A 19,496-nucleotide genomic window follows, 5' to 3' on the forward strand; every position below is an offset into this window, starting at 1 on the left:
TCTTCCTTTAGTGCTTAAAGAAATCTTAGATGTGTTAATTGACACTCAAGGCATTACGAATCGCGACTAGTAAAAAGAAACTCGGAAATTCCTTTTGAATAGTCGCGACCTTTTGGTCGACGTGGTTGACTGTAATGCTATGAGCTTTTGAGAAAACCTCTTACGAGGTTTAGCCGCCAGTATTATAACGGCATAAGTCTAATTTGGCTAAATTTAGGCAACAAAAAAGGGGCATAAAGCCCCTTTTTAGACAAACTGCTATGCAGTCGCTGATTAGCGACGTAGGCCTAGACGTTTGATTAGGTCTTGGTAGCGAGCTAGGTTTTTACCTTTTAGGTAATCTAGAAGCTTACGACGACGAGAAACCATGCGTAGAAGACCACGACGGCTGTGGTGATCGCCTTTGTGCGCTTTGAAGTGACCTTGTAGGTGGTTGATAGAAGCTGTAAGTAGAGCTACTTGAACTTCTGGTGAACCAGTGTCGCCTTCGCCTTGTGCGTATTCTGCAACGATTGCTGCTTTAGTTTCTGCATTCAGAGACATAATTCTCTCCTAATAAGAGTAGGTTTAAAGTTGTAGCAGCCAATCTCTGATTCAGCCGCTACGCGAAGCGCGGATTATAGGGAAATTTCCTATCTCGTGCAATATAAAAATACCGACACTCAGGTCGGTATTTTCAATCATTTACTTGGATGCGACGTCATCTCGAAACACGACCAATCGCTTAGGAGCAATTTTGCCATCTTCATTCATTTCGCCTACGCCAATAAACAAACACTCTTCACCCATGGTAAGGCGAAGTGAGCCTTCGGTGGGCGCACCAAATACTTGAACAGGTTGCCCATGCTGAACCATATCCGCCAGTTCAGGCACTAAGTTGACTTCTGGTAAGTCTTCTACCGCTGTATCCATTGGTAACAGCAATGGGTCCAGTAGTTCTCGAGGAGCGAGTTCTTCACGGTGTGCTTGCTCTAGTAACTCATTCAGTTGCTCAAGTGTCACCATCTTCTCGTAAGGGTATTTCGCAACACCAGTGCGTCGAAGCATAGTTACGTGCGCACCACAACCTAACATTTCGCCTAGGTCATCCACGATGGTACGAATGTAGGTGCCTTTTGAGCAATGCACTTCCATCTCGACTTCATCGCCTTCAAAACGGTGAAGAACAATCTCATATACCGTGATCTTACGAGATTCACGCGGAACTTCGATGCCTTTACGAGCGTATTCATACAAGGGTTTACCTTGATACTTCAACGCAGAGAACATGGAAGGCACTTGATCAGATTCACCACGGAACTTATCGATGCACGCTTCTAGCTTGTCTAACGTAACATCGACTGGACGCGTCTCTACAACTTCACCATCCGAGTCAGACGTGTTGGTACGTTCACCAAGCTTTGCGATCACACGGTAGCGTTTATCAGAATCTAGAAGAAACTGAGAAAACTTCGTCGCTTCACCCAAGCAAATTGGCAGCATGCCTGTCGCTAATGGGTCCAAGGCTCCAGTGTGGCCTGCTTTCTCAGCAAAGTAGATTCGCTTTACTTTTTGCAGTGCATCATTGGAAGAGATACCTGTTGGTTTGTCCAACAGTATAACGCCATTAATTGGACGACCTTTACGACGACGAGCCATTATTCTTCGTCCTCACGACCAGAATCTTTTTGCTTTTGTTTGTCTGAACTAACGACTTCAGACACTAGGTTAGACATACGCATACCTTCAACAAGCGTATTGTCATAGTGGAAGCGGATTTCTGGCGTTAAACGTAGACGAATACGCTTACCTAACATCATGCGAATGTGCACTTCGTGCTCACGTAGCGCTGCTAGACATGATTCTGGTGTTTGCTCACCCACACATAGGAAGGTCACAAATACTTTTGCGTAAGCTAGGTCACGAGAGACTTCTACGTCTGAGATCGTCACCATGCCAAGGCGAGAGTCACGAACTTCACGTTGAAGGATCATCGCTAGTTCTTTTTGCAGCTGCTGTGCAACACGCTGCGTGCGGCTAAATTCTTTTGACATATCTTTACTCTTATATAGAAAGAATGGGGGGTTGGTCAAAGCCAGCCCCCCATGGTGTATTCAACAACCAATTACTACTTATCTTTCAAAGACAATATTAGTAATTTTAGTCAATTAGTCTAGAGTACGTTTAATTTCAACGATTTCGAAGACTTCGATTTGGTCACCAACGCGAACATCATTGTAGTTCTTAACGCCGATACCACATTCGTAGCCATTCTTAACTTCTTGAACGTCATCTTTGAAACGACGTAGTGACTCTAGTTCACCTTCGTAAATAACAACGTTATCACGTAGTACACGGATTGGGTTGTTACGCTTGATCACACCTTCTGTAACCATACAACCAGCGATAGCGCCCAGTTTCGGTGACTTAAACACGTCACGAACTTCAGCAAGACCAATGATCTCTTGCTTGAATTCTGGAGCAAGCATACCGCCCATTGCTTGTTTAACTTCGTCAATCAATTGGTAAATGATTGAGTAGTAACGTAAGTCAACAGCTGCGGCTTCTACAGCACGGCGAGCAGAAGCATCTGCACGAACGTTAAAGCCAAGGATGATTGCGTTTGAAGCTTCCGCTAGTACTACGTCAGTTTCCGTAATACCACCAACACCAGAACCAACGATGTTCACTTTAACTTCGTCAGTAGATAGCTTAACTAGTGAGTCTGCGATTGCTTCTACAGAACCTTGAACGTCTGCTTTAAGTACAACGTTAAGTTCAGCAACTTCACCAGCAGTCATGTTAGAGAACATGTTCTCTAGTTTAGATTTCTGCTGACGAGCAAGTTTCACTTCACGGAACTTACCAGCACGGTAGTTAGCTACTTCACGCGCTTTACGCTCGTCACGAACTACTGTTGCTTCATCACCTGAAGATGGTACACCTGAAAGACCTAGGATCTCTACAGGGATAGATGGGCCAGCCGAAGTAATTTCTTTACCTAGCTCATCACGCATTGCACGAACACGGCCGTATTCTTGACCACAAAGAACGATGTCGCCTTTGTTTAGTGTACCTGATTGAACAAGTACTGTTGCAACTGGACCACGACCTTTATCTAGGCGAGATTCAACAACAACACCAGATGCCATGCCTTCAGCTACAGCTGTAAGTTCAAGAACTTCAGACTGAAGAAGGATTGCTTCTAGAAGACCATCGATGTTTGTACCCTGTTTAGCAGAGATGTGAACGAACATGTTCTCACCGCCCCACTCTTCAGGAATAACGTCGTATTGAGCAAGCTCGTTCTTAACGTTATCTGGGTTCGCGTCTTCTTTATCGATCTTGTTCACAGCAACAATTAGAGGAACGCCTGCCGCTTTCGCGTGCTGAATCGCTTCTACTGTTTGTGGCATTACGCCATCGTCTGCTGCAACTACAAGAACAACGATATCTGTCGCTTGAGCACCACGAGCACGCATTGCAGTAAACGCTGCGTGTCCAGGAGTATCAAGGAACGTGATCATGCCGTTGTCTGTTTCAACGTGGTACGCACCAATGTGCTGAGTAATACCACCCGCTTCGCCAGAAGCAACGTGTGTGCGACGGATGTAGTCAAGTGTTGACGTTTTACCGTGGTCAACGTGACCCATGATAGTAACAACTGGAGCACGTGGAACTGCTTCCGCGTTAGTGTCACGGTCAGATAGTACCGCTTCTTCCAGTTCGTTCTCTTTACGAAGAACTACTTTATGGCCCATTTCTTCAGCAACAAGTTGTGCTGTTTCTTGGTCGATCACTTGGTTGATAGTCGCCATAGCGCCCATCTTCATCATTACTTTGATAACTTCTGTCGCTTTAACCGACATCTTGTTAGCAAGTTCTGATAGAACGATCGTTTCGCCAATTACAACGTCTTGCTTAGCAACCGTAGCTGACTTATCAAAGCCATGCTGCATTGAAGTCGGTTTAGCAAGTTTGCCTTTACGACCTCTACCGCCACGTTGGTTGTTACGGCCACCGCGAGCTTGGTCGTCTTTACCTGAAGCTTTTTTCTTCTTACGACGACCGCTCTCTACTTTGCGATCTGCTTCATCTTCGGCTTCACGTGCGTATTGTGAAGTCGTTACATGGTAATCTGTATCTTCCATATCACCCTTTTTCTCTTCTGCAGCAGACCAACGCTCTTTATTCTTTTCAGCCAATTCGCGAGCTTCTTCAAGCTTGCGCTGACTTTCCTCTTCAGCCTTACGCTTAGCTTCTTCTTCCTGACGACGTTTAAGCTCGTCGGCCTCTTTTCGCGCTGCTTCTTGCTTAATTTTCTCTTCAGCATCACGCTTTGCTTTTTCTTCAGCATTGCGTTGTGCATTCGTATCTACGTCTCGCTTCGCTTTTTCTTCAGCTTCACGTTTCGCTTTTTCTTCCGCTTCACGTTTTGCAGCTTCTTCAGCTTCACGTTTTGCAGCTTCTTCAGCTTCACGTTTTGCAGCTTCTTCTGCTGCACGTTTTGCTGCTTCTTCTGCTTCACGTTGTGCTGCTTCTTCAGCTTCACGTTTCGCTTCATCTTCAATTGTGCTGCGCTTCACGTATGTACGTTTTTTGCGCACCTCAACCTGAACATTCTTACTCTTGCCACCACCCGCGTTCACACTAAGTGTACTACGAGTTTTACGCTGAAGCGTAAGGCGAGTCGGCTCTGAATCACCTGATTTATCACCGTGTTCTTTCTTTAAATGAGAGAGAAGCTTCTGCTTCTCTTCATCAGTAACATTGTCAGAGCTCGCCTTTTTAATGCCAGCGTCAGCAAGTTGTTCAATCAAGCGGTCGACTGGCGTACCAATCTCATCACTCAGTGCTTTAACTGTTAATTGTGTCATGCCGCTTCCTCCTTGCCGAAAATTATGCTTCTTCGCCGAACCAACAGATGTTACGTGCGGCCATAATTAGCTCACCTGCACGTTCTTCGGTCAGGCCTTCGATACCTTCTAAATCGTCAATACCTTGGTCAGCAAGATCTTCCAGTGTCGCTACACCTTTCGCTGCCAATTTAAATGCCATCTCACGCTCAAGACCTTCAAGTGCAAGCAGATCTTCAGCCGGTTCTAGACCTTCAAAAGACTCTTCTTGTGCTAGTGCGATCGTCGTTAGTGCATCTTTTGCACGTCCACGAAGCTCTTCGATTAGTTCTTCATTCAAACCATCGATTTCTAGTAGCTCGTTAACTGGCACGTATGCGATTTCTTCTAGCGTTGAGAAACCTTCTTCAACAAGAAGTTGAGCGAAGTCTTCTTCAATATCTAGGTACTTCATGAAGTTTTCAATAGATGCTTGTGATTCTTCAGCGTGTTTCTTCTGAAGATCAGCAACTGTCATAACATTCAGTTCCCAACCTGTTAGTTGAGATGCTAGACGCACGTTTTGACCATTACGACCGATAGCTTGCGCTAGGTTGTCAGCTTCAACTGCGATGTCCATTGAGTGTGCATCCTCATCAACGATGATAGAAGCAACATCAGCTGGCGCCATTGCGTTGATAACGAATTGAGCTGGGTTATCATCCCAAAGCACAATATCGATACGCTCACCACCAAGTTCGCCAGAAACAGCTTGTACACGTGCACCACGCATACCAACACACGCACCTACAGGGTCGATACGTTTGTCATTTGTTTTGACAGCGATCTTAGCGCGAGAACCAGGATCACGTGCCGCGCCTTTCAACTCGATAATATCTTCAGCGATTTCAGGCACTTCAACACGGAATAGTTCTGCCAGCATTTCAGGCTTAGAACGAGTGATGAACAGTTGGAAACCACGTGCTTCTGGCGCGACTTTGTAAAGAAGACCACGAACGCGGTCGCCTGGACGGAAGTTTTCACGAGGAAGTTGGTCATCACGTAGGATTACCGCTTCAGCGTTGTTACCAAGGTCAAGTACGATTGTGTCGCGGTTTACTTTTTTCACAACGCCAGTGATTAGATCACCTTCATTGTCGATGAACTGCTCAACGATTTGTGCACGTTCAGCTTCACGAACTTTTTGTACGATAACTTGCTTAGCCGTTTGAGTCGTAATACGGTCAAACGTTACTGATTCGATTTCGTCTTCTACGTAGTCGCCAAGCTCGATTGAGTCATCTTCGTACTGTGCTGCTTCTAGTGAGATCTCTTTTGTAGGGTTCTCAACATCATCAACAACTAACCAACGACGGTAAGTCACAAACTCACCAGTTTTACGGTCAATGGCAACACGTACGTCGATTTCGATTTCGTATTTTTTCTTTGTAGAAGTTGCTAGAGCAATCTCAAGAGCCTCAAAGATACGCTCACGAGGTACCGCTTTTTCGTTCGATACCGCTTCTGCTACCGCTAAAATTTCTTTACTCATTGTATTTAGCCTCTAAGCTTAAACTTTTTTAGGGAACTAAAATTTAGGGATCAGGTTAGCTTTGGAAATGTTACTTAGAGCAAACTCTTCTTGCTGACCGTCTACAGTAATTGTCACTGTTTCGCCATCAACGCCGTGGATAATACCTTTCCACTTACGACGGTTTGCTACAGCCATTTTCAATACGATGCTGACCTCGTGACCAATAAATTGCTCGTAATGTGCTGCTTTAAAAAGTGGTCTTTCTAAACCTGGAGAAGACACTTCTAGGCTGTAAGCAACAGAAATTGGATCTTCAACGTCTAAAACCGCACTAACTTGGTGGCTAACTTCTGCACAGTCGTCCACGTTAATACCATTTTCATGGTCAATGTAGATGCGTAACGTTGAGTGCGCGCCTGCACGAATGAATTCTAATCCAACCAACTCATAGCCTGATGCCTCTACTGGTGCTTCAAGCATTTCAGTAAGTTGTCTTTCTAAACCAGTCATTTAACCACTCCAGAAACAAAAAAAGGGCTCAGAGCCCAATCAAAAAACCAAGCAGTCTCTGAGCTATTTCAAAAAGCTCAGATAACAAAAAACCCCGATAGTCGGGGTTTTATGCTGCTGGACCCTGATACGTTAAGAATAGCCAAAAAATGCTTCTCTTAACTCGTAGTGTGGTTAGCACTACGCAAACTTGCCAATCTACGATTTCTTCTTAAAGAAAGAGATTGGTTGCGGGGGCCGGATTTGAACCGACGACCTTCGGGTTATGAGCCCGACGAGCTACCAAGCTGCTCCACCCCGCGTCCGACTTGCTGAGCATTATACTCGCAAACAAGTGATTTACAAGTTTGTAAATACATGGTGCCGAGAGAGGGACTCGAACCCTCACACCTAAGGCACTAGCACCTCATGCTAGCGTGTCTACCAATTTCACCATCTCGGCATCAAAACCTTACAGCTTATTGAGGAATTTCATCACCCGCAGGGGCTGGAACTTCACTCGCTGCATCCTTAACTTGTTCAACAACTGGTTGACCTAATGTTGGGTCTACCCATTGTGATTCAGTCTGGTGCGTAGACATACGACCAAGCAACAAGCTAACGATAAAGAATACGGTTGCTAAAATAGCAGTTGTTCGGGTTAAGAAATTACCTGAGCCGCCAGCACCAAACACTGTGTTTGAAGCACCAGCACCGAACGAGGCTCCCATATCTGCGCCTTTACCTTGTTGAATCAACACAAGGCCAATCACACCAAGCGCTGCCAACAGGTAAATCACAAGTAGAACTGAAAACATTTTTTCCACCTATGTTCCAAATTGTTGAGCCAGCGCCGTTCAAGAGAATAAATCATAATTGAACAAGGCTAGCGACCTCCTAACGGGAGGCGGAGCAATACTAGCGAAAGCCGGTAACGCTGACAAGGGAAAATTAGTAAAAAATCAATGCCAATGCGCTAAGCGCTCAAAAAAAGGGCAAAAGATGCCCTTTTCATTCACTGCACACTTTAACGCAATGATTAACAACTTGCTTTTACAGCTTCGGCAATTTTCAGTGCAGAGCTTTGAACTAGCTCGCCATCCTCACCTTCCACCATAACGCGAATCAAAGGCTCTGTGCCAGATTTACGCAACAATACACGTCCTTTATCACCCAGAGTAGCTTCTACTTCGGCGACGGCGTTTAGTACTGCTTGAGCTTCAAGAGGATTACTTTCCCCTGCAAAGCGGACATTTTCTAGAACCTGAGGATACAACGTCATGCCTTGCGATAGCTCATGCAAAGACATATCACTGCCAACTACAGAAGCAAGTACTTGCAGTGCTGCAACAATCGCATCGCCCGTGGTGACTTTATCTAATAAGATCACATGGCCTGAGTTTTCAGCACCAATTTTCCAGCCTTTTTCTAGCAGTTGTTCCATGACATAACGGTCACCAACAGCGGCACGTACGAATGGAATGCCTAGCTGCTTTAAGCCATTTTCCATGCCCAAGTTAGTCATCAACGTACCAACTACACCACCCTTTAGCTCGCCACGACGAAGAGCATCACGAGCAATAATGTAAGCAATTTGGTCGCCATCGACTTTGTTGCCAAGGTGGTCGACCATAATGATACGGTCCCCATCACCATCAAATGCTAAACCAAGGTGTGCTTGCTCTTCAACGACACGCTTTTGAAGCGTACGAACATCTGTTGCGCCCACTTCTTCATTAATGTTGATGCCGTTAGGCTCTACGCCCATTGCAATAACTTCTGCGCCAAGCTCTTTGAAGACATTTGGAGCAATGTGGTACGTTGCACCGTGCGCACAATCTACCACGATTTTAAAGTTTGCAAGACTCAATTCAGATGGGAAAGTACTCTTACAGAATTCGATGTAACGGCCAGCAGCGTCATTTAGACGAGTGGCTTTACCAAGTTCTGCAGACTCAACACATTCAATGTCTTTATCCAGTTCAGCTTCAATCGCCAACTCTATATCGTCAGGTAGCTTAGTACCTTCAGAAGAAAAGAATTTAATGCCGTTGTCGTAATATGGGTTATGCGATGCAGAAATCACAATCCCCGCCTCTGCGCGGAAAGTTTGAGTTAAATATGCCACTGCTGGGGTTGGCATTGGACCAGTAAATGTTGCTTTAAGTCCCGCTGCAGCAAGGCCTGCTTCTAATGCAGATTCAAGCATATAACCGGAGATACGCGTATCTTTACCTATAATAACTTTCTTTGTGCCTTGTTTTGCTAGTACACGACCAGCAGCCCAGCCAAGCTTAAGTACGAAGTCCGGAGTGATTGGGTATTGCCCTACTTTACCGCGCACACCGTCGGTACCAAAGTAACGTCTTTTATTCGACATAAACTTTCCTTTATTATTTTTAAATATTGTTTTTCGTCATCTCAACAACTTTCATTGCTTCGATTGTCTCTTCAAAGTCATGCACACGAATGATCTGCGCGCCTTTCATTGCTGCAATCGTAGCGCAAACGACACTCGCATTTGTACATTCAGCCGCAGGCTTATCCAACAATTTAAAAATCATTGATTTACGAGACATGCCAGCCAAAATTGGCAGGCCGAATTCATGAAACTTTTCAAGATGAGCGAGCATATGATAATTGTGTTCTATCGTTTTGCCAAAGCCAAACCCAGGATCGAGAATCAGTTGAGATTTATCAATCCCTGCTGCTTCACATGCCGCGATACGTTCTTCTAGAAAGGCAGATACGTCGCTCATCACATCATCATAATGAGGTGCAACTTGCATGGTTCTAGGTTGACCTTTCATATGCATCAGACAAATTGGAAGCTTTGCTTCTGCTGCGACTTCGAGAGCACCAGGTTCTTGCAAAGATCGAATGTCATTGATCAAATCTGCACCAGCATCAATAGCTTGACGCATAACTTCCGCTTTACTGGTATCGACCGAAATCCACACATCGTACTTTTCACGAATGGCCTTGATTACTGGGACAACACGTCGAAGTTCTTCTTCTAAAGACACATCTGGCGCGCCAGGCCTTGTCGACTCCCCACCAACATCAACAATGCTTACACCAGCCTTTATCATTTTATCAACTTGAGCAAGGGCGAGTTCAATCGAGTTGTATTTACCACCATCCGAAAAGGAATCCGGAGTCACATTTAGAATGGCCATAACATGTGGACGGGAAAGATCTAAAGATTTGTTATTTGCTGTAATCATCATCATAAACACAAAAACCCCGAGATAACTCGGGGTTTATTATTATCAACACTCTTTATTCAGAGTCTTTCTTTTCAGGCGCTTCGCTAGAAGTCGCTTCTGGAGAGCTAGACTTTTCTGCATCTTTCGCAGCGTCCGTTGCTTCTTCTTTAACTTCTGGCTTTGCTTGAGACTTCTCGCTGTCTTCAGGTTTGCTAGTTGAGTTATCACTCCAACCCGCAGGCTCACGAATTTCAGCTTTGCGCTCCATTAAATCATCAATTTGACGAGCATCAATGGTTTCATACTTCATCAGCGCATCTTTCATCGCATGCATGATATCCATGTTTTCTTGAAGAATCTTCTTCGCACGGTCATAGTTGCGGTCAATGATTTGACGAACTTCATCATCAATCAGCTTCGCCGTATCATCAGATACATGCTTAGTCTGAGTCACGCTACGACCAAGGAACACCTCACCTTCATCTTCTGCATACAGTAGAGGACCAAGCTTTTCAGAGAAACCCCATTGAGTAACCATCTTACGAGCAATATCAGTTGCACGTTCAATATCGTTTGACGCGCCTGTTGAGACTTTATCAGCACCGTAGATAAGCTCTTCCGCTAGACGACCACCGTACAAACTAGAGATCATAGACTCTAGATGCTGGCGAGACATGCTGACACGGTCTTGCTCTGGTAGGTACATAGTCACACCCAACGCGCGACCGCGTGGAATGATCGACACTTTGTACACTGGATCGTGCTCAGGTACTAAACGACCAACAATTGCGTGACCTGCTTCGTGATAAGCCGTTGACTCTTTTGTCTCTTCAGACATCACCATTGAACGGCGCTCGGCACCCATCATGATTTTGTCTTTCGCTAATTCGAATTCAACCATAGAAACGTTACGCTTGTTACCACGCGCAGCAAATAGCGCCGCTTCGTTGACTAGGTTTGCTAAATCAGCACCAGAGAAGCCTGGTGTACCACGAGCGATTAGAGAAGGCTCTACGTCACCTGCTAGAGGGACTTTACGCATGTGTACTTTTAGAATCTGCTCACGACCACGTACATCTGGCAATCCAACCACTACTTGGCGGTCAAAACGACCAGGACGTAGCAACGCTGGGTCAAGAACGTCTGGACGGTTAGTTGCAGCGATTACGATGATACCTTCGTTACCTTCGAAACCATCCATCTCTACTAGCATTTGGTTTAGTGTTTGCTCACGTTCATCGTGACCACCACCGACACCAGCACCACGCTGACGACCTACCGCATCGATTTCATCGATGAAGATAATACAAGGCGCTGCTTTCTTAGCTTGTTCGAACATGTCACGTACACGAGATGCACCGACACCCACAAACATTTCTACGAAATCTGAACCCGAGATGGTAAAAAACGGTACTTTTGCTTCACCAGCAATGGCTTTCGCTAGAAGCGTTTTACCAGTACCAGGAGGACCAACCATTAACACACCAGTAGGAATCTTACCGCCCAGTTTTTGGAAGCGGCTTGGATCGCGCAAGTAGTCCACCAGCTCTTTCACATCTTCTTTTGCTTCGTCACAACCAGCGACGTCAGCAAAAGTTGTCTTGATTTGTTCTTCGCTCATCATTCGAGCTTTGCTCTTACCAAAAGACATGGCGCCTTTACCGCCGCCGCCTTGCATTTGACGCATGAAGAAAATCCATACACCAATCAGTAAGATCATTGGGAACCAAGAAATGAAAATAGTACCAAGCAAGCTTTGCTCTTCTGGAGGCGTGCCCTGTACTTTCACGTTTTGGTTAATTAGGTCATCTAGAAGCTTTTGGTCATACACTGGCATGTAAGTGACCATTTTGGCACCGCCGCCACGACGAACAAAGCTAATTTCACCGTCTTTAAAAGTTGCTTCTTGAATCTGGCCTTGGCCAACTTCCTGTACAAACGTGGTGTAATCCACGGTTCTGCCATTGCTTTCTCCAGGGCCAAAGCTCTGGAATACCGACATCAATACGACGGCGATAACAAGCCACAGAATTAAATTTTTTGCCATGTCACTCAAGGTGTAAGCCTCTCGATAACTAATTGTAATTAAAGGTAGGGTACTACAGTTCATTCACTGTAGCTATAGTGTTAACACGCTCTCAAGAGAGCAAAATGGTTAACCTTTGTAACCAGTGGCTACAACAAAGACTTCTCGAGAGCGAGCTCGCGATGAGTCTGGTTTTCTAATTTTTACGGCTTTAAACATGTCTCGGACTTCTTTCACATACTGATCGAAGCCTTCCCCCTGGAAAACCTTTACGACAAAGCTACCATTAGGCGCTAGAACTTGTCGACACATATCTAAAGCCAATTCAACTAAATACATAGCACGAGGTTGGTCAACAGAGTTATTTCCCGCAATATTAGGTGCCATGTCAGACATTACTACGTCTACCATTGAAGGTTGGATTCTTTCTAGCAAAGCTTCCAATACTACATCATCGCGAAAGTCGCCTTGTAAAAAGCTGACACCTGCAATCGGGTCCATAGGAAGCAAATCACACGCAATGATCTGACCACTGTCTCCTACTATCTTAGCAGCATATTGAGACCACCCGCCCGGTGCCGCACCCAAATCGACGACTGTCATCCCAGGCTTTAACAATTTATCTTTCGTTTGAATCTCATCGATCTTGAAATAAGCACGTGAGCGATAGCCTTTTTTACGAGCCTCATTCGCGTATTTATCATCAAAGTGTTCTTTCAACCAACGACCAGAACTAGCCGAATGTTTTTGTTTACTCATTTTAATCCCAACAAGGCGCAAATTGGAGCTATTGTTTTAATAGGCGCTACCTATTACTCAATAAATTATAGTCTTCAGCAATAGATGGCGTTAAAATAGCTTTTTTCAACCCTTATTTTAAAGAAAATTGGCCGCGTAATGAACCTAAGCACCAAACAAAAGCAGCACCTTAAAGGCCTAGCTCACAGTTTAAAACCTGTCGTGCTAATGGGCGCAAATGGACTTACAGAAGCCGTGCTAGCAGAAATTGAAATCGCTCTTAACCATCACGAACTAATCAAAGTAAAAGTTGCTTCAGAAGATCGTGAAACAAAACAGCTAATCATCGACGCTATCGTACGTGAGACGGGCGCAGAAAAAGTTCAGACTATTGGTAAAGTGCTTGTGCTGTACCGCCAGTCTGAAGAGCGTAAAATCGAAATCCCTCGTAAGTAATTCTACTTACGTTGCTGAAGAAAAAAGGTCGCCATTGGCGACCTTTTTGCGTTTTATTGGAGTAACAGACTACTCTCAACGACTTAGATGTACTCTACTCGGTCGATTTCGAAGTCTTTCGCGCCACCCGGAGTTTGAATAGCAACCTCATCGCCTTCCATCTTACCGATCAAGCCACGAGCAATTGGTGAGCTTACTGAAATACGGCCAGCTTTAATGTCTGCTTCGTCATCACCAACAATTTGGTATGTTTTTTCTTCTTCGGTGTCGATGTCAATCAAGGTTACGGTTGAACCAAAAATAACTTTACCCGTGTTCTCCATCTTCGTTACATCAATTACTTGAGCAACTGACAGTTTGTATTCAATGTCACGGATTTGTGCTTCACAGATACCCTGCTCTTCTCGAGCGGCGTGATATTCTGCGTTCTCTTTTAAATCACCTAACTCACGAGCTTCAGCGATTGCCTCTGAAATTTGAGGACGTAGTTTAAGTAGACGATCGAGTTCTGCACGTAGCTTTTGCTCGCCACGTAGTGTCATTGGAACTTTTTCCATTTTATAACCTCAAGCCCAAATGGGTCTTTGGACAAAAAAAAGCCCACCCTGCCATAGGGCTGGGTAGTGCGCTTAAAGATGTATTTCATTTAGTGTAAACAAACTCCCGGACGAAATCATCTTAATTCGAAAGGCTGTAAGACTATGCATTTTCGGCATAATGATATAAGTCACTTTTAGAACGATTCTAGAGTGCATCACTGTCGCAATTTGTTGAAAAACAACACTGTTCATTACACCAAAAACATCAAAAAAGATAAAAACTAATCAATGTCAGACGAATGTTATAGCCACAAAATGTCATTTAAAACAAGAGGTTAAATCAAAAACCAAAACAATCGAACAGTGTTCATCGATACGATTTATATCATTTTACTAACTCATACGGAAACTTTAGCAGTAAAATATGTCCAGCGAGTTGTTAGATCAAAGGCTTACAAGGGCGAATTATACAGCTCATTGGCCGATTATAGACCAACAACTTGTGAGAGATTACCTCTCCCCCATACAACAATGATTATGGACAGCTAACTAGGACAAATAAGATGAAAAAGACTCTAATTGCTCTTTCTGTATCTGCAGCAGCTATGGCAACTGGCGTAAACGCAGCTGAACTTTACAATCAAGACGGCACTTCTCTAGAAATGGGCGGCCGTGCTGAAGCACGTCTATCTATGAAAGATGGCGACGCTCAAGACAAATCTCGCATCCGTCTAAACTTCCTTGGTAAACAAGAGATCAATGACAACCTATACGGTGTTGGTTTCTGGGAAGGTGAATTTGAGACTGCTCAAAACGGTACTGTAGACGGCGACGACAAGAGCGATCTAGAAACTCGTCTTGCTTACGCGGGTCTTGGCGGTGCTTACGGTGAGTTCGCATACGGTAAAACTGAAGGTGCACTAGGCGTTATCACTGACTTCACAGATATCATGGCTTACCACGGTAACTCTGCAGCAGACAAACTAGCTGTAGCAGACCGCACAGACAACATGATGGCTTACAAAGGTCAATTCGAAAACCTAAGTGTTAAAGCAAGCTACCGCTTCGCTGACCGTGTAGAACAAAACGGTGAATACTCTGATAACAAACAAGACGGCTACTCTCTATCAGCTATCTACGCTGTAGCAGACACTGGTCTTGAGCTTGGTGCTGGTTACGCAGACCAATACGATGCAAACGAGTACATGCTAGCTGCATCTTACACAATGTCTGATCTTTACTTCGCTGGTATCTTCACAGATGGCGAAAAAATGACTGACACATTCAACAACACTGTTGATTACACTGGTTACGAATTAGCGGGTGCTTACACGCTAGGTCAAACAGTATTCACAACGACGTACAACAATGCAGAAACTGACAATGAAACTTCTGCAAACAACTTCGCTGTTGATGCTTCTTACTACTTCAAACCTAACTTCCGCGGTTACGTTTCTTACAACTTCAACCTAATTGACGCTGGCGATAAGTTCGGCTCAACTAGCGGTAAGACAGTTGCGAACAAGATCGATGCTGAAGACGAGCTAGCTCTAGGTCTACGTTACGACTTCTAATTCCGGTCTTTGATTAGAATATCGAATGCCCGCTTCAAGCGGGCATTTTTTATACTCCATTTTAAGCCGCGCGCCTTTCTCTCATGTCTCATTCCTGATGACATATAAAGCATTTCTTTAGTTACCTAGCATATTGAAAGGACTTGCGTATACTCAATCACATAACTCACCTTAGAAAGTATCATTATGCGTTTACGTTGGCCCTTGCTCATATTCTCTTCATTACTTTCTGCTTTTTCACAAGCGTACCCTCATCAAGAAGTGTTGCCGGAAGGCTCTCGCATCAGTTTAGTCGCGGAAAAACTCAGTGAGAATGCTGAACTTGACGGTGTTCATCCTACCGAACAACTGTTCCCACCAGCCAGTACATTAAAAATCGTCACAGCATTAGCGGCAAAGTTAGAGCTGGGTGATAACTTCCGCTTTCGAACCAAGCTAGAAGCGTCGAGCTCAGACGCAGTGATTTACTTTGTCGGCGATCCAACGCTCCAAACCAACGATTTAAAATCACTTCTTACCCTAGCCAAGAAAAATGGCTTAAAACGTATTGACGGTGACTTATGGCTCGATAACAGCGCATTCACTGGTTACAACCGTGCAGTGGGCTGGCCGTGGGATATCTTGGGAGTTTGCTACAGCGCTCCGGCATCGACCATCACACTCAATAACAACTGTGTGCAGGCTTCTATCTATACGCAAAAAGACGGTGGGACTCGAGTCTACGTACCTGAGCATCAACCTATTCGTGTAACAAGTACTGTCGAGACCGTTTCTAAAACGATTAAGAAAAGTCGTCATTGCGATTTAGGCTTAGTCGCAAACCCTGATAACAACTACAAGCTAACTGGATGCTTAGTTGAGAGGGAGAAACCATTGCCACTTAAATTTGCCATTCAAGATCCTGAACTTTATACCAGCCATAGATTGGCAGCTTTGCTTAAGCAGCTCAATATTGAGTTATCAGGAAAGATTAGGATCGGTTCGGCTCCGGAAAAACAGCGCAAGCTAATCGCCATGCATCAATCAGAGGCATTACCAGACATTCTGGAAGAGATGCTTAAAAACTCTGATAACTTGATTGCAGATACATTAACCAAAACACTTGGCGCTAAGTTTTTTGTTCAGTCAGGTAGCTTTGCCAACGGTACAGAGGCGATCAAGCAGATCATTTTCGCCAACACTGGTATTGATATTCGTAATGCGCGCCTGGAAGACGGCTCAGGACTTTCGCGAAACAACCGTATTTCCGCCACCAAAATGGCGGAAATTCTTCGTTATATTTGGCAGCACGAAGACGAGCTTAAACTGATCGCCATCATGCCGAAGTCAGGTGAGTCAGGCACACTAAAGTACCGACAAAGTATGCGAAAGTTGCCAATTAAAGGACAATTGATCGCCAAAAGCGGCTCCCTCTACGGAACTTACAACATGGCCGGATATGGCTTGGATAAAAATGGTCAACCTAATACCGTTTTTGTTCAGTTTGTTTCAGACTACTTCCCAGAAAAAAGGGACGATAACAAACCTGTCATCGCCCCTATTACACATTTTGAGCAGCTTTTTTACAATGATATTGTGAACTTTAGTCAGGCGATACCCAAGAAATAGTTCACCACATTAAAGTATATCCACATCCCTGAAATATCGACGATAGATGCAAGCACTGGACTCACCAATACCGCTGGGTCCATCTTGCAAGCTCGTGCAATAATTGGTAGCAGTCCACCTAATGTTGTAGAAATTGTTACTTGGATGAATAACGCAACCGCTATTGCCAATGCGATATCGGTAAGTTCAAAGCCCCCTGTTGATTGACCGGCACTAAATAACATAATGCGTCCAATCATCACGATAGCGATCGCTAACGCAATAAATAGAGCAACGCGGCTCTCTTTCCACAAAACTTCTAACCATTGGCGTTTTTTTAGCTCTCCAGTTGCAAGAGCACGAATCACCAAAGTTGCAGCTTGTGTTCCTGTATTGCCACCGGCCGCAGCGATCACAGGCATGTACACCGCAAGCAAAACGAGCTGGCTAAGGGTGTCCTCATACTGAGCAATGATCAAACCCGACACAATCCCTAAAAGGGCCAGTGCAATGATCCACCCAATACGCTGCTTCACGTGCCCCAAAACACTAGTCGATAAATAACCATCAGGTGTATCAACTTCAGACATATGCAAACCCAATTGGTGAGCATAATGACGTGCGCGTTTGTCATGGCCTGCTTGCTCAAGTTGAGCAATAAGACTATTCACATAACCGACAGAGCAATGCTGCAAAATACCTACCGCCTCATCAATCGGCATGATCGTAAGCAAATGGATTTGTTGCTCTTGCTCATACTGCAAAAATGCATTGCGAGCTGCACCAATTTCTACTTCAGAAAAGTTTGGTGTTGTTTCAATAAAAGTGTTGTTCATTACCGTCATGGCGAATCTCCCGATTGGCATTGGTAACGACCATCGACAAGGCACGCAAAGTCAATCTTGCATACTTAAAGTCACACAACAATTAAGATGCACAGAGAAAACCAATGCGGACGCACTGTCTATTCAGAATGTATGAAGGAAATAACGAGAAGAAAATTAGAAAAGATGCCTCACCACTTAGGTAAGGCGGAGATCGCCAATACCGAAGCGGGTTATTTCGCTCCCTTGCTCTTACTCACCCAACGACTGGGAGGATGGTCGGTATTGTTCATGTAAATCTCCGATAACGCTGCCATTATTGGCAGCGTGAGTATAGTAGCAAAGTTCAACATGTTTGGAAGTTTTACTTTGTCTTTTTCGCTAAATTTTTATACAAAAAAAGCGCCCATCAGGCGCTTTCATTTGCAGCGATTATTGATTACTGAATAGTAATACGTGCAAATTTACGTTTGCCTACTTGGAACACGTAAGTACCCGCTTCTGGAGCAAATTTGCTGTCCGCAATTTTTTCACCATCCATCTTCACAGCGCCCTGCTTAACCATACGCATCGCATCTGACGATGATGAGCATAAGCCAGCTTCTTTCAACAGATTGCTCACTGGGCGACCTGCATCAAAATCAAATTCTGGCATTTCATCTGGAATTTGGTTCTTCGCAAAACGGTTTACGAATTCTTGCTCTGCCGCATCCGCATCAGCTTCACTGTGGAAACGAGCAATAATTTCTTTTGCTAGCAATACTTTGATGTCACGAGGGTTTTTGCCCGCTTCTACATCAGCTTTGAATTGAGCAATCTCTTCCAGAGGACGGAAAGATAGCAGCTCGTAGTAGCTCCACATTAGGTCATCAGAAATAGACATGATTTTACCAAACATTTCGCTTGGCGCTTCGCTGATACCGATGTAGTTGTTTGCTGACTTAGACATCTTCTTCTCGCCATCAAGGCCCACTAGAAGAGGCATCATAAGTACAACCTGTGGTTTTTGACCGTGAGACTTTTGCAGTTCACGACCCATTAGCAGGTTGAACTTCTGGTCAGTACCACCAAGCTCAACGTCAGTTTCCATTGCTACTGAGTCCCAACCTTGTAGAAGTGGGTACATGAACTCATGAATAGCAATTGGCTGACCACCCGCGTAACGCTTTTTAAAGTCATCACGCTCTAGCATACGAGCAACGGTTTGGTTTGCAGCAAGACGAATCATACCTTCTGCACCAAGCTCAGATAACCACTCAGAGTTGAACTGAATCTTAGTTTTTGCAGGGTCTAGAATTTTGAATACCTGCTCTTTGTAAGTTTCTGCATTACGCAATACGTCTTCGCGGCTTAGCGGTGGACGTGTTGTGTTTTTACCTGTTGGGTCACCAACCATTGCAGTGAAGTCACCAATTAGGAACGTCACCTCATGACCTAGCTCTTGGAACAAGCGAAGCTTATTGAAAATAACCGTATGACCTAGGTGAATATCTGGAGCCGTAGGATCCGCACCCAATTTAATACGTAGAGGACGGTCTTCTTTTAGTTTTGCGATAAGCTCTTCTTCTGGAATCAGCTCTTCAACACCGCGCTTAATCTCGGCTAGTGCAGCTTCAATGCTCGCCATTCTTGTTCACTCCCACAGATTTGGCAAAAATATAATAGCTGAACATATTACTTGAATAGCGATGCATTTTGAAACACGT

17 protein-coding genes and 2 tRNA genes are annotated in these 19,496 nt (G+C 44.6%); 3 read left to right on the top strand and 16 right to left on the bottom strand.

Translation table 11 applies throughout. The features are described 5' to 3' along the window. Positions 1-273 precede the first annotated feature (273 nt). The 13 genes from rpsO to rlmE form a co-directional block, all read right to left on the bottom strand. Entirely contained in the window at positions 274-543 is a 270-nt protein-coding gene (gene rpsO, locus P4S59_RS12495) for a 30S ribosomal protein S15 (RefSeq protein WP_005380094.1), read from the bottom strand. A gap of 141 nt (positions 544-684) precedes the next feature. Continuing rightward, complete coding sequence (truB, locus tag P4S59_RS12500; RefSeq protein WP_337168496.1) at positions 685-1,638, bottom strand: tRNA pseudouridine(55) synthase TruB; 954 nt, start codon at positions 1,636-1,638, stop codon at positions 685-687. Then, positions 1,638-2,033: a 30S ribosome-binding factor RbfA gene (gene rbfA, locus P4S59_RS12505; RefSeq protein ID WP_005380087.1), complete on the bottom strand. Its 396-nt coding sequence runs from the start codon at positions 2,031-2,033 to the stop codon at positions 1,638-1,640. The genes truB and rbfA overlap by 1 nt, the downstream gene beginning before the upstream one ends. 114 nt (positions 2,034-2,147) lie before the next feature. Continuing rightward, positions 2,148-4,856 (bottom strand): translation initiation factor IF-2, encoded by a 2,709-nt coding sequence (infB, locus tag P4S59_RS12510; protein WP_012841448.1) that lies wholly within the window; start codon positions 4,854-4,856, stop codon positions 2,148-2,150. A 22-nt stretch (positions 4,857-4,878) separates the two neighbouring features. Then, positions 4,879-6,366, bottom strand: a complete 1,488-nt coding sequence (gene nusA / locus P4S59_RS12515; RefSeq protein ID WP_005380084.1) for a transcription termination factor NusA — start codon at positions 6,364-6,366, stop codon at positions 4,879-4,881. Between the two features lie 36 nt (positions 6,367-6,402). Beyond that, positions 6,403-6,858: a ribosome maturation factor RimP gene (gene rimP / locus P4S59_RS12520; protein WP_005394659.1), complete on the bottom strand. Its 456-nt coding sequence runs from the start codon at positions 6,856-6,858 to the stop codon at positions 6,403-6,405. Between the two features lie 225 nt (positions 6,859-7,083). After that, positions 7,084-7,160 (bottom strand) — tRNA-Met (locus P4S59_RS12525). Positions 7,161-7,216: 56 nt separating this feature from the next. Further along, positions 7,217-7,300: transfer RNA gene (locus P4S59_RS12530), tRNA-Leu, on the bottom strand. Between the two features lie 16 nt (positions 7,301-7,316). Further along, a complete protein-coding gene (gene secG, locus P4S59_RS12535; RefSeq protein ID WP_005380080.1) occupies positions 7,317-7,655 on the bottom strand; it encodes a preprotein translocase subunit SecG in 339 nt (112 codons plus the stop codon). Positions 7,656-7,876: 221 nt separating this feature from the next. Continuing rightward, the gene (glmM, locus tag P4S59_RS12540) at positions 7,877-9,217 is read right to left on the bottom strand and encodes a phosphoglucosamine mutase (RefSeq protein ID WP_337168497.1); all 1,341 of its coding nucleotides are present in this window, start codon (positions 9,215-9,217) and stop codon (positions 7,877-7,879) included. A 19-nt stretch (positions 9,218-9,236) separates the two neighbouring features. Beyond that, positions 9,237-10,067, bottom strand: coding sequence for a dihydropteroate synthase (gene folP / locus P4S59_RS12545; protein WP_031780413.1), 831 nt, complete (start codon positions 10,065-10,067; stop codon positions 9,237-9,239). Positions 10,068-10,119: 52 nt separating this feature from the next. Beyond that, entirely contained in the window at positions 10,120-12,093 is a 1,974-nt protein-coding gene (gene ftsH, locus P4S59_RS12550; protein WP_164666318.1) for an ATP-dependent zinc metalloprotease FtsH, read from the bottom strand. Between the two features lie 108 nt (positions 12,094-12,201). Further along, complete coding sequence (gene rlmE, locus P4S59_RS12555; RefSeq protein WP_337168498.1) at positions 12,202-12,831, bottom strand: 23S rRNA (uridine(2552)-2'-O)-methyltransferase RlmE; 630 nt, start codon at positions 12,829-12,831, stop codon at positions 12,202-12,204. Between the two features lie 138 nt (positions 12,832-12,969). Between rlmE and yhbY the strand changes: the two genes are divergently transcribed. Then, the gene (gene yhbY / locus P4S59_RS12560; RefSeq protein WP_005380066.1) at positions 12,970-13,266 is read left to right on the top strand and encodes a ribosome assembly RNA-binding protein YhbY; all 297 of its coding nucleotides are present in this window, start codon (positions 12,970-12,972) and stop codon (positions 13,264-13,266) included. An 83-nt stretch (positions 13,267-13,349) separates the two neighbouring features. Here yhbY and greA read toward each other — a convergent pair whose 3' ends face one another. After that, positions 13,350-13,823: a transcription elongation factor GreA gene (greA, locus tag P4S59_RS12565; RefSeq protein ID WP_005380065.1), complete on the bottom strand. Its 474-nt coding sequence runs from the start codon at positions 13,821-13,823 to the stop codon at positions 13,350-13,352. A gap of 545 nt (positions 13,824-14,368) precedes the next feature. Between greA and P4S59_RS12570 the strand changes: the two genes are divergently transcribed. Both P4S59_RS12570 and dacB read left to right on the top strand, forming a co-directional pair. Beyond that, positions 14,369-15,379 (top strand): porin, encoded by a 1,011-nt coding sequence (locus P4S59_RS12570; protein ID WP_012841444.1) that lies wholly within the window; start codon positions 14,369-14,371, stop codon positions 15,377-15,379. Between the two features lie 186 nt (positions 15,380-15,565). After that, a complete protein-coding gene (gene dacB, locus P4S59_RS12575; RefSeq protein WP_053809229.1) occupies positions 15,566-16,987 on the top strand; it encodes a serine-type D-Ala-D-Ala carboxypeptidase in 1,422 nt (473 codons plus the stop codon). Here the strand turns inward: dacB and P4S59_RS12580 are convergent. Next, the gene (locus P4S59_RS12580; RefSeq protein ID WP_203343389.1) at positions 16,966-17,811 is read right to left on the bottom strand and encodes a magnesium transporter; all 846 of its coding nucleotides are present in this window, start codon (positions 17,809-17,811) and stop codon (positions 16,966-16,968) included. The two genes, dacB and P4S59_RS12580, sit on opposite strands and share 22 nt — an antisense overlap. 418 nt (positions 17,812-18,229) lie before the next feature. Then, the gene (tyrS, locus tag P4S59_RS12585; RefSeq protein ID WP_193446943.1) at positions 18,230-19,417 is read right to left on the bottom strand and encodes a tyrosine--tRNA ligase; all 1,188 of its coding nucleotides are present in this window, start codon (positions 19,415-19,417) and stop codon (positions 18,230-18,232) included. Positions 19,418-19,496: the final 79 nt, after the last annotated feature.

It is taken from the genome of Vibrio sp. M60_M70 (genome assembly GCF_037162085.1).
Lineage (GTDB): Bacteria > Pseudomonadota > Gammaproteobacteria > Enterobacterales > Vibrionaceae > Vibrio > Vibrio diabolicus.

What these genes read in the sequence shown, in the direction of transcription:
- rpsO (WP_005380094.1), bottom strand. Translation starts at nt 543, where the DNA reads ATGTCTCTGAATGCAGAAACTAAAGCAGCAATCGTTGCAGAATACGCA.
- truB (WP_337168496.1), bottom strand. Translation starts at nt 1,638, where the DNA reads ATGGCTCGTCGTCGTAAAGGTCGTCCAATTAATGGCGTTATACTGTTG.
- rbfA (WP_005380087.1), bottom strand. Translation starts at nt 2,033, where the DNA reads ATGTCAAAAGAATTTAGCCGCACGCAGCGTGTTGCACAGCAGCTGCAA.
- infB (WP_012841448.1), bottom strand. Translation starts at nt 4,856, where the DNA reads ATGACACAATTAACAGTTAAAGCACTGAGTGATGAGATTGGTACGCCA.
- nusA (WP_005380084.1), bottom strand. Translation starts at nt 6,366, where the DNA reads ATGAGTAAAGAAATTTTAGCGGTAGCAGAAGCGGTATCGAACGAAAAA.
- rimP (WP_005394659.1), bottom strand. Translation starts at nt 6,858, where the DNA reads ATGACTGGTTTAGAAAGACAACTTACTGAAATGCTTGAAGCACCAGTA.
- secG (WP_005380080.1), bottom strand. Translation starts at nt 7,655, where the DNA reads ATGTTTTCAGTTCTACTTGTGATTTACCTGTTGGCAGCGCTTGGTGTG.
- glmM (WP_337168497.1), bottom strand. Translation starts at nt 9,217, where the DNA reads ATGTCGAATAAAAGACGTTACTTTGGTACCGACGGTGTGCGCGGTAAA.
- folP (WP_031780413.1), bottom strand. Translation starts at nt 10,067, where the DNA reads ATGATGATTACAGCAAATAACAAATCTTTAGATCTTTCCCGTCCACAT.
- ftsH (WP_164666318.1), bottom strand. Translation starts at nt 12,093, where the DNA reads ATGGCAAAAAATTTAATTCTGTGGCTTGTTATCGCCGTCGTATTGATG.
- rlmE (WP_337168498.1), bottom strand. Translation starts at nt 12,831, where the DNA reads ATGAGTAAACAAAAACATTCGGCTAGTTCTGGTCGTTGGTTGAAAGAA.
- yhbY (WP_005380066.1), top strand. Translation starts at nt 12,970, where the DNA reads ATGAACCTAAGCACCAAACAAAAGCAGCACCTTAAAGGCCTAGCTCAC.
- greA (WP_005380065.1), bottom strand. Translation starts at nt 13,823, where the DNA reads ATGGAAAAAGTTCCAATGACACTACGTGGCGAGCAAAAGCTACGTGCA.
- P4S59_RS12570 (WP_012841444.1), top strand. Translation starts at nt 14,369, where the DNA reads ATGAAAAAGACTCTAATTGCTCTTTCTGTATCTGCAGCAGCTATGGCA.
- dacB (WP_053809229.1), top strand. Translation starts at nt 15,566, where the DNA reads ATGCGTTTACGTTGGCCCTTGCTCATATTCTCTTCATTACTTTCTGCT.
- P4S59_RS12580 (WP_203343389.1), bottom strand. Translation starts at nt 17,811, where the DNA reads ATGACGGTAATGAACAACACTTTTATTGAAACAACACCAAACTTTTCT.
- tyrS (WP_193446943.1), bottom strand. Translation starts at nt 19,417, where the DNA reads ATGGCGAGCATTGAAGCTGCACTAGCCGAGATTAAGCGCGGTGTTGAA.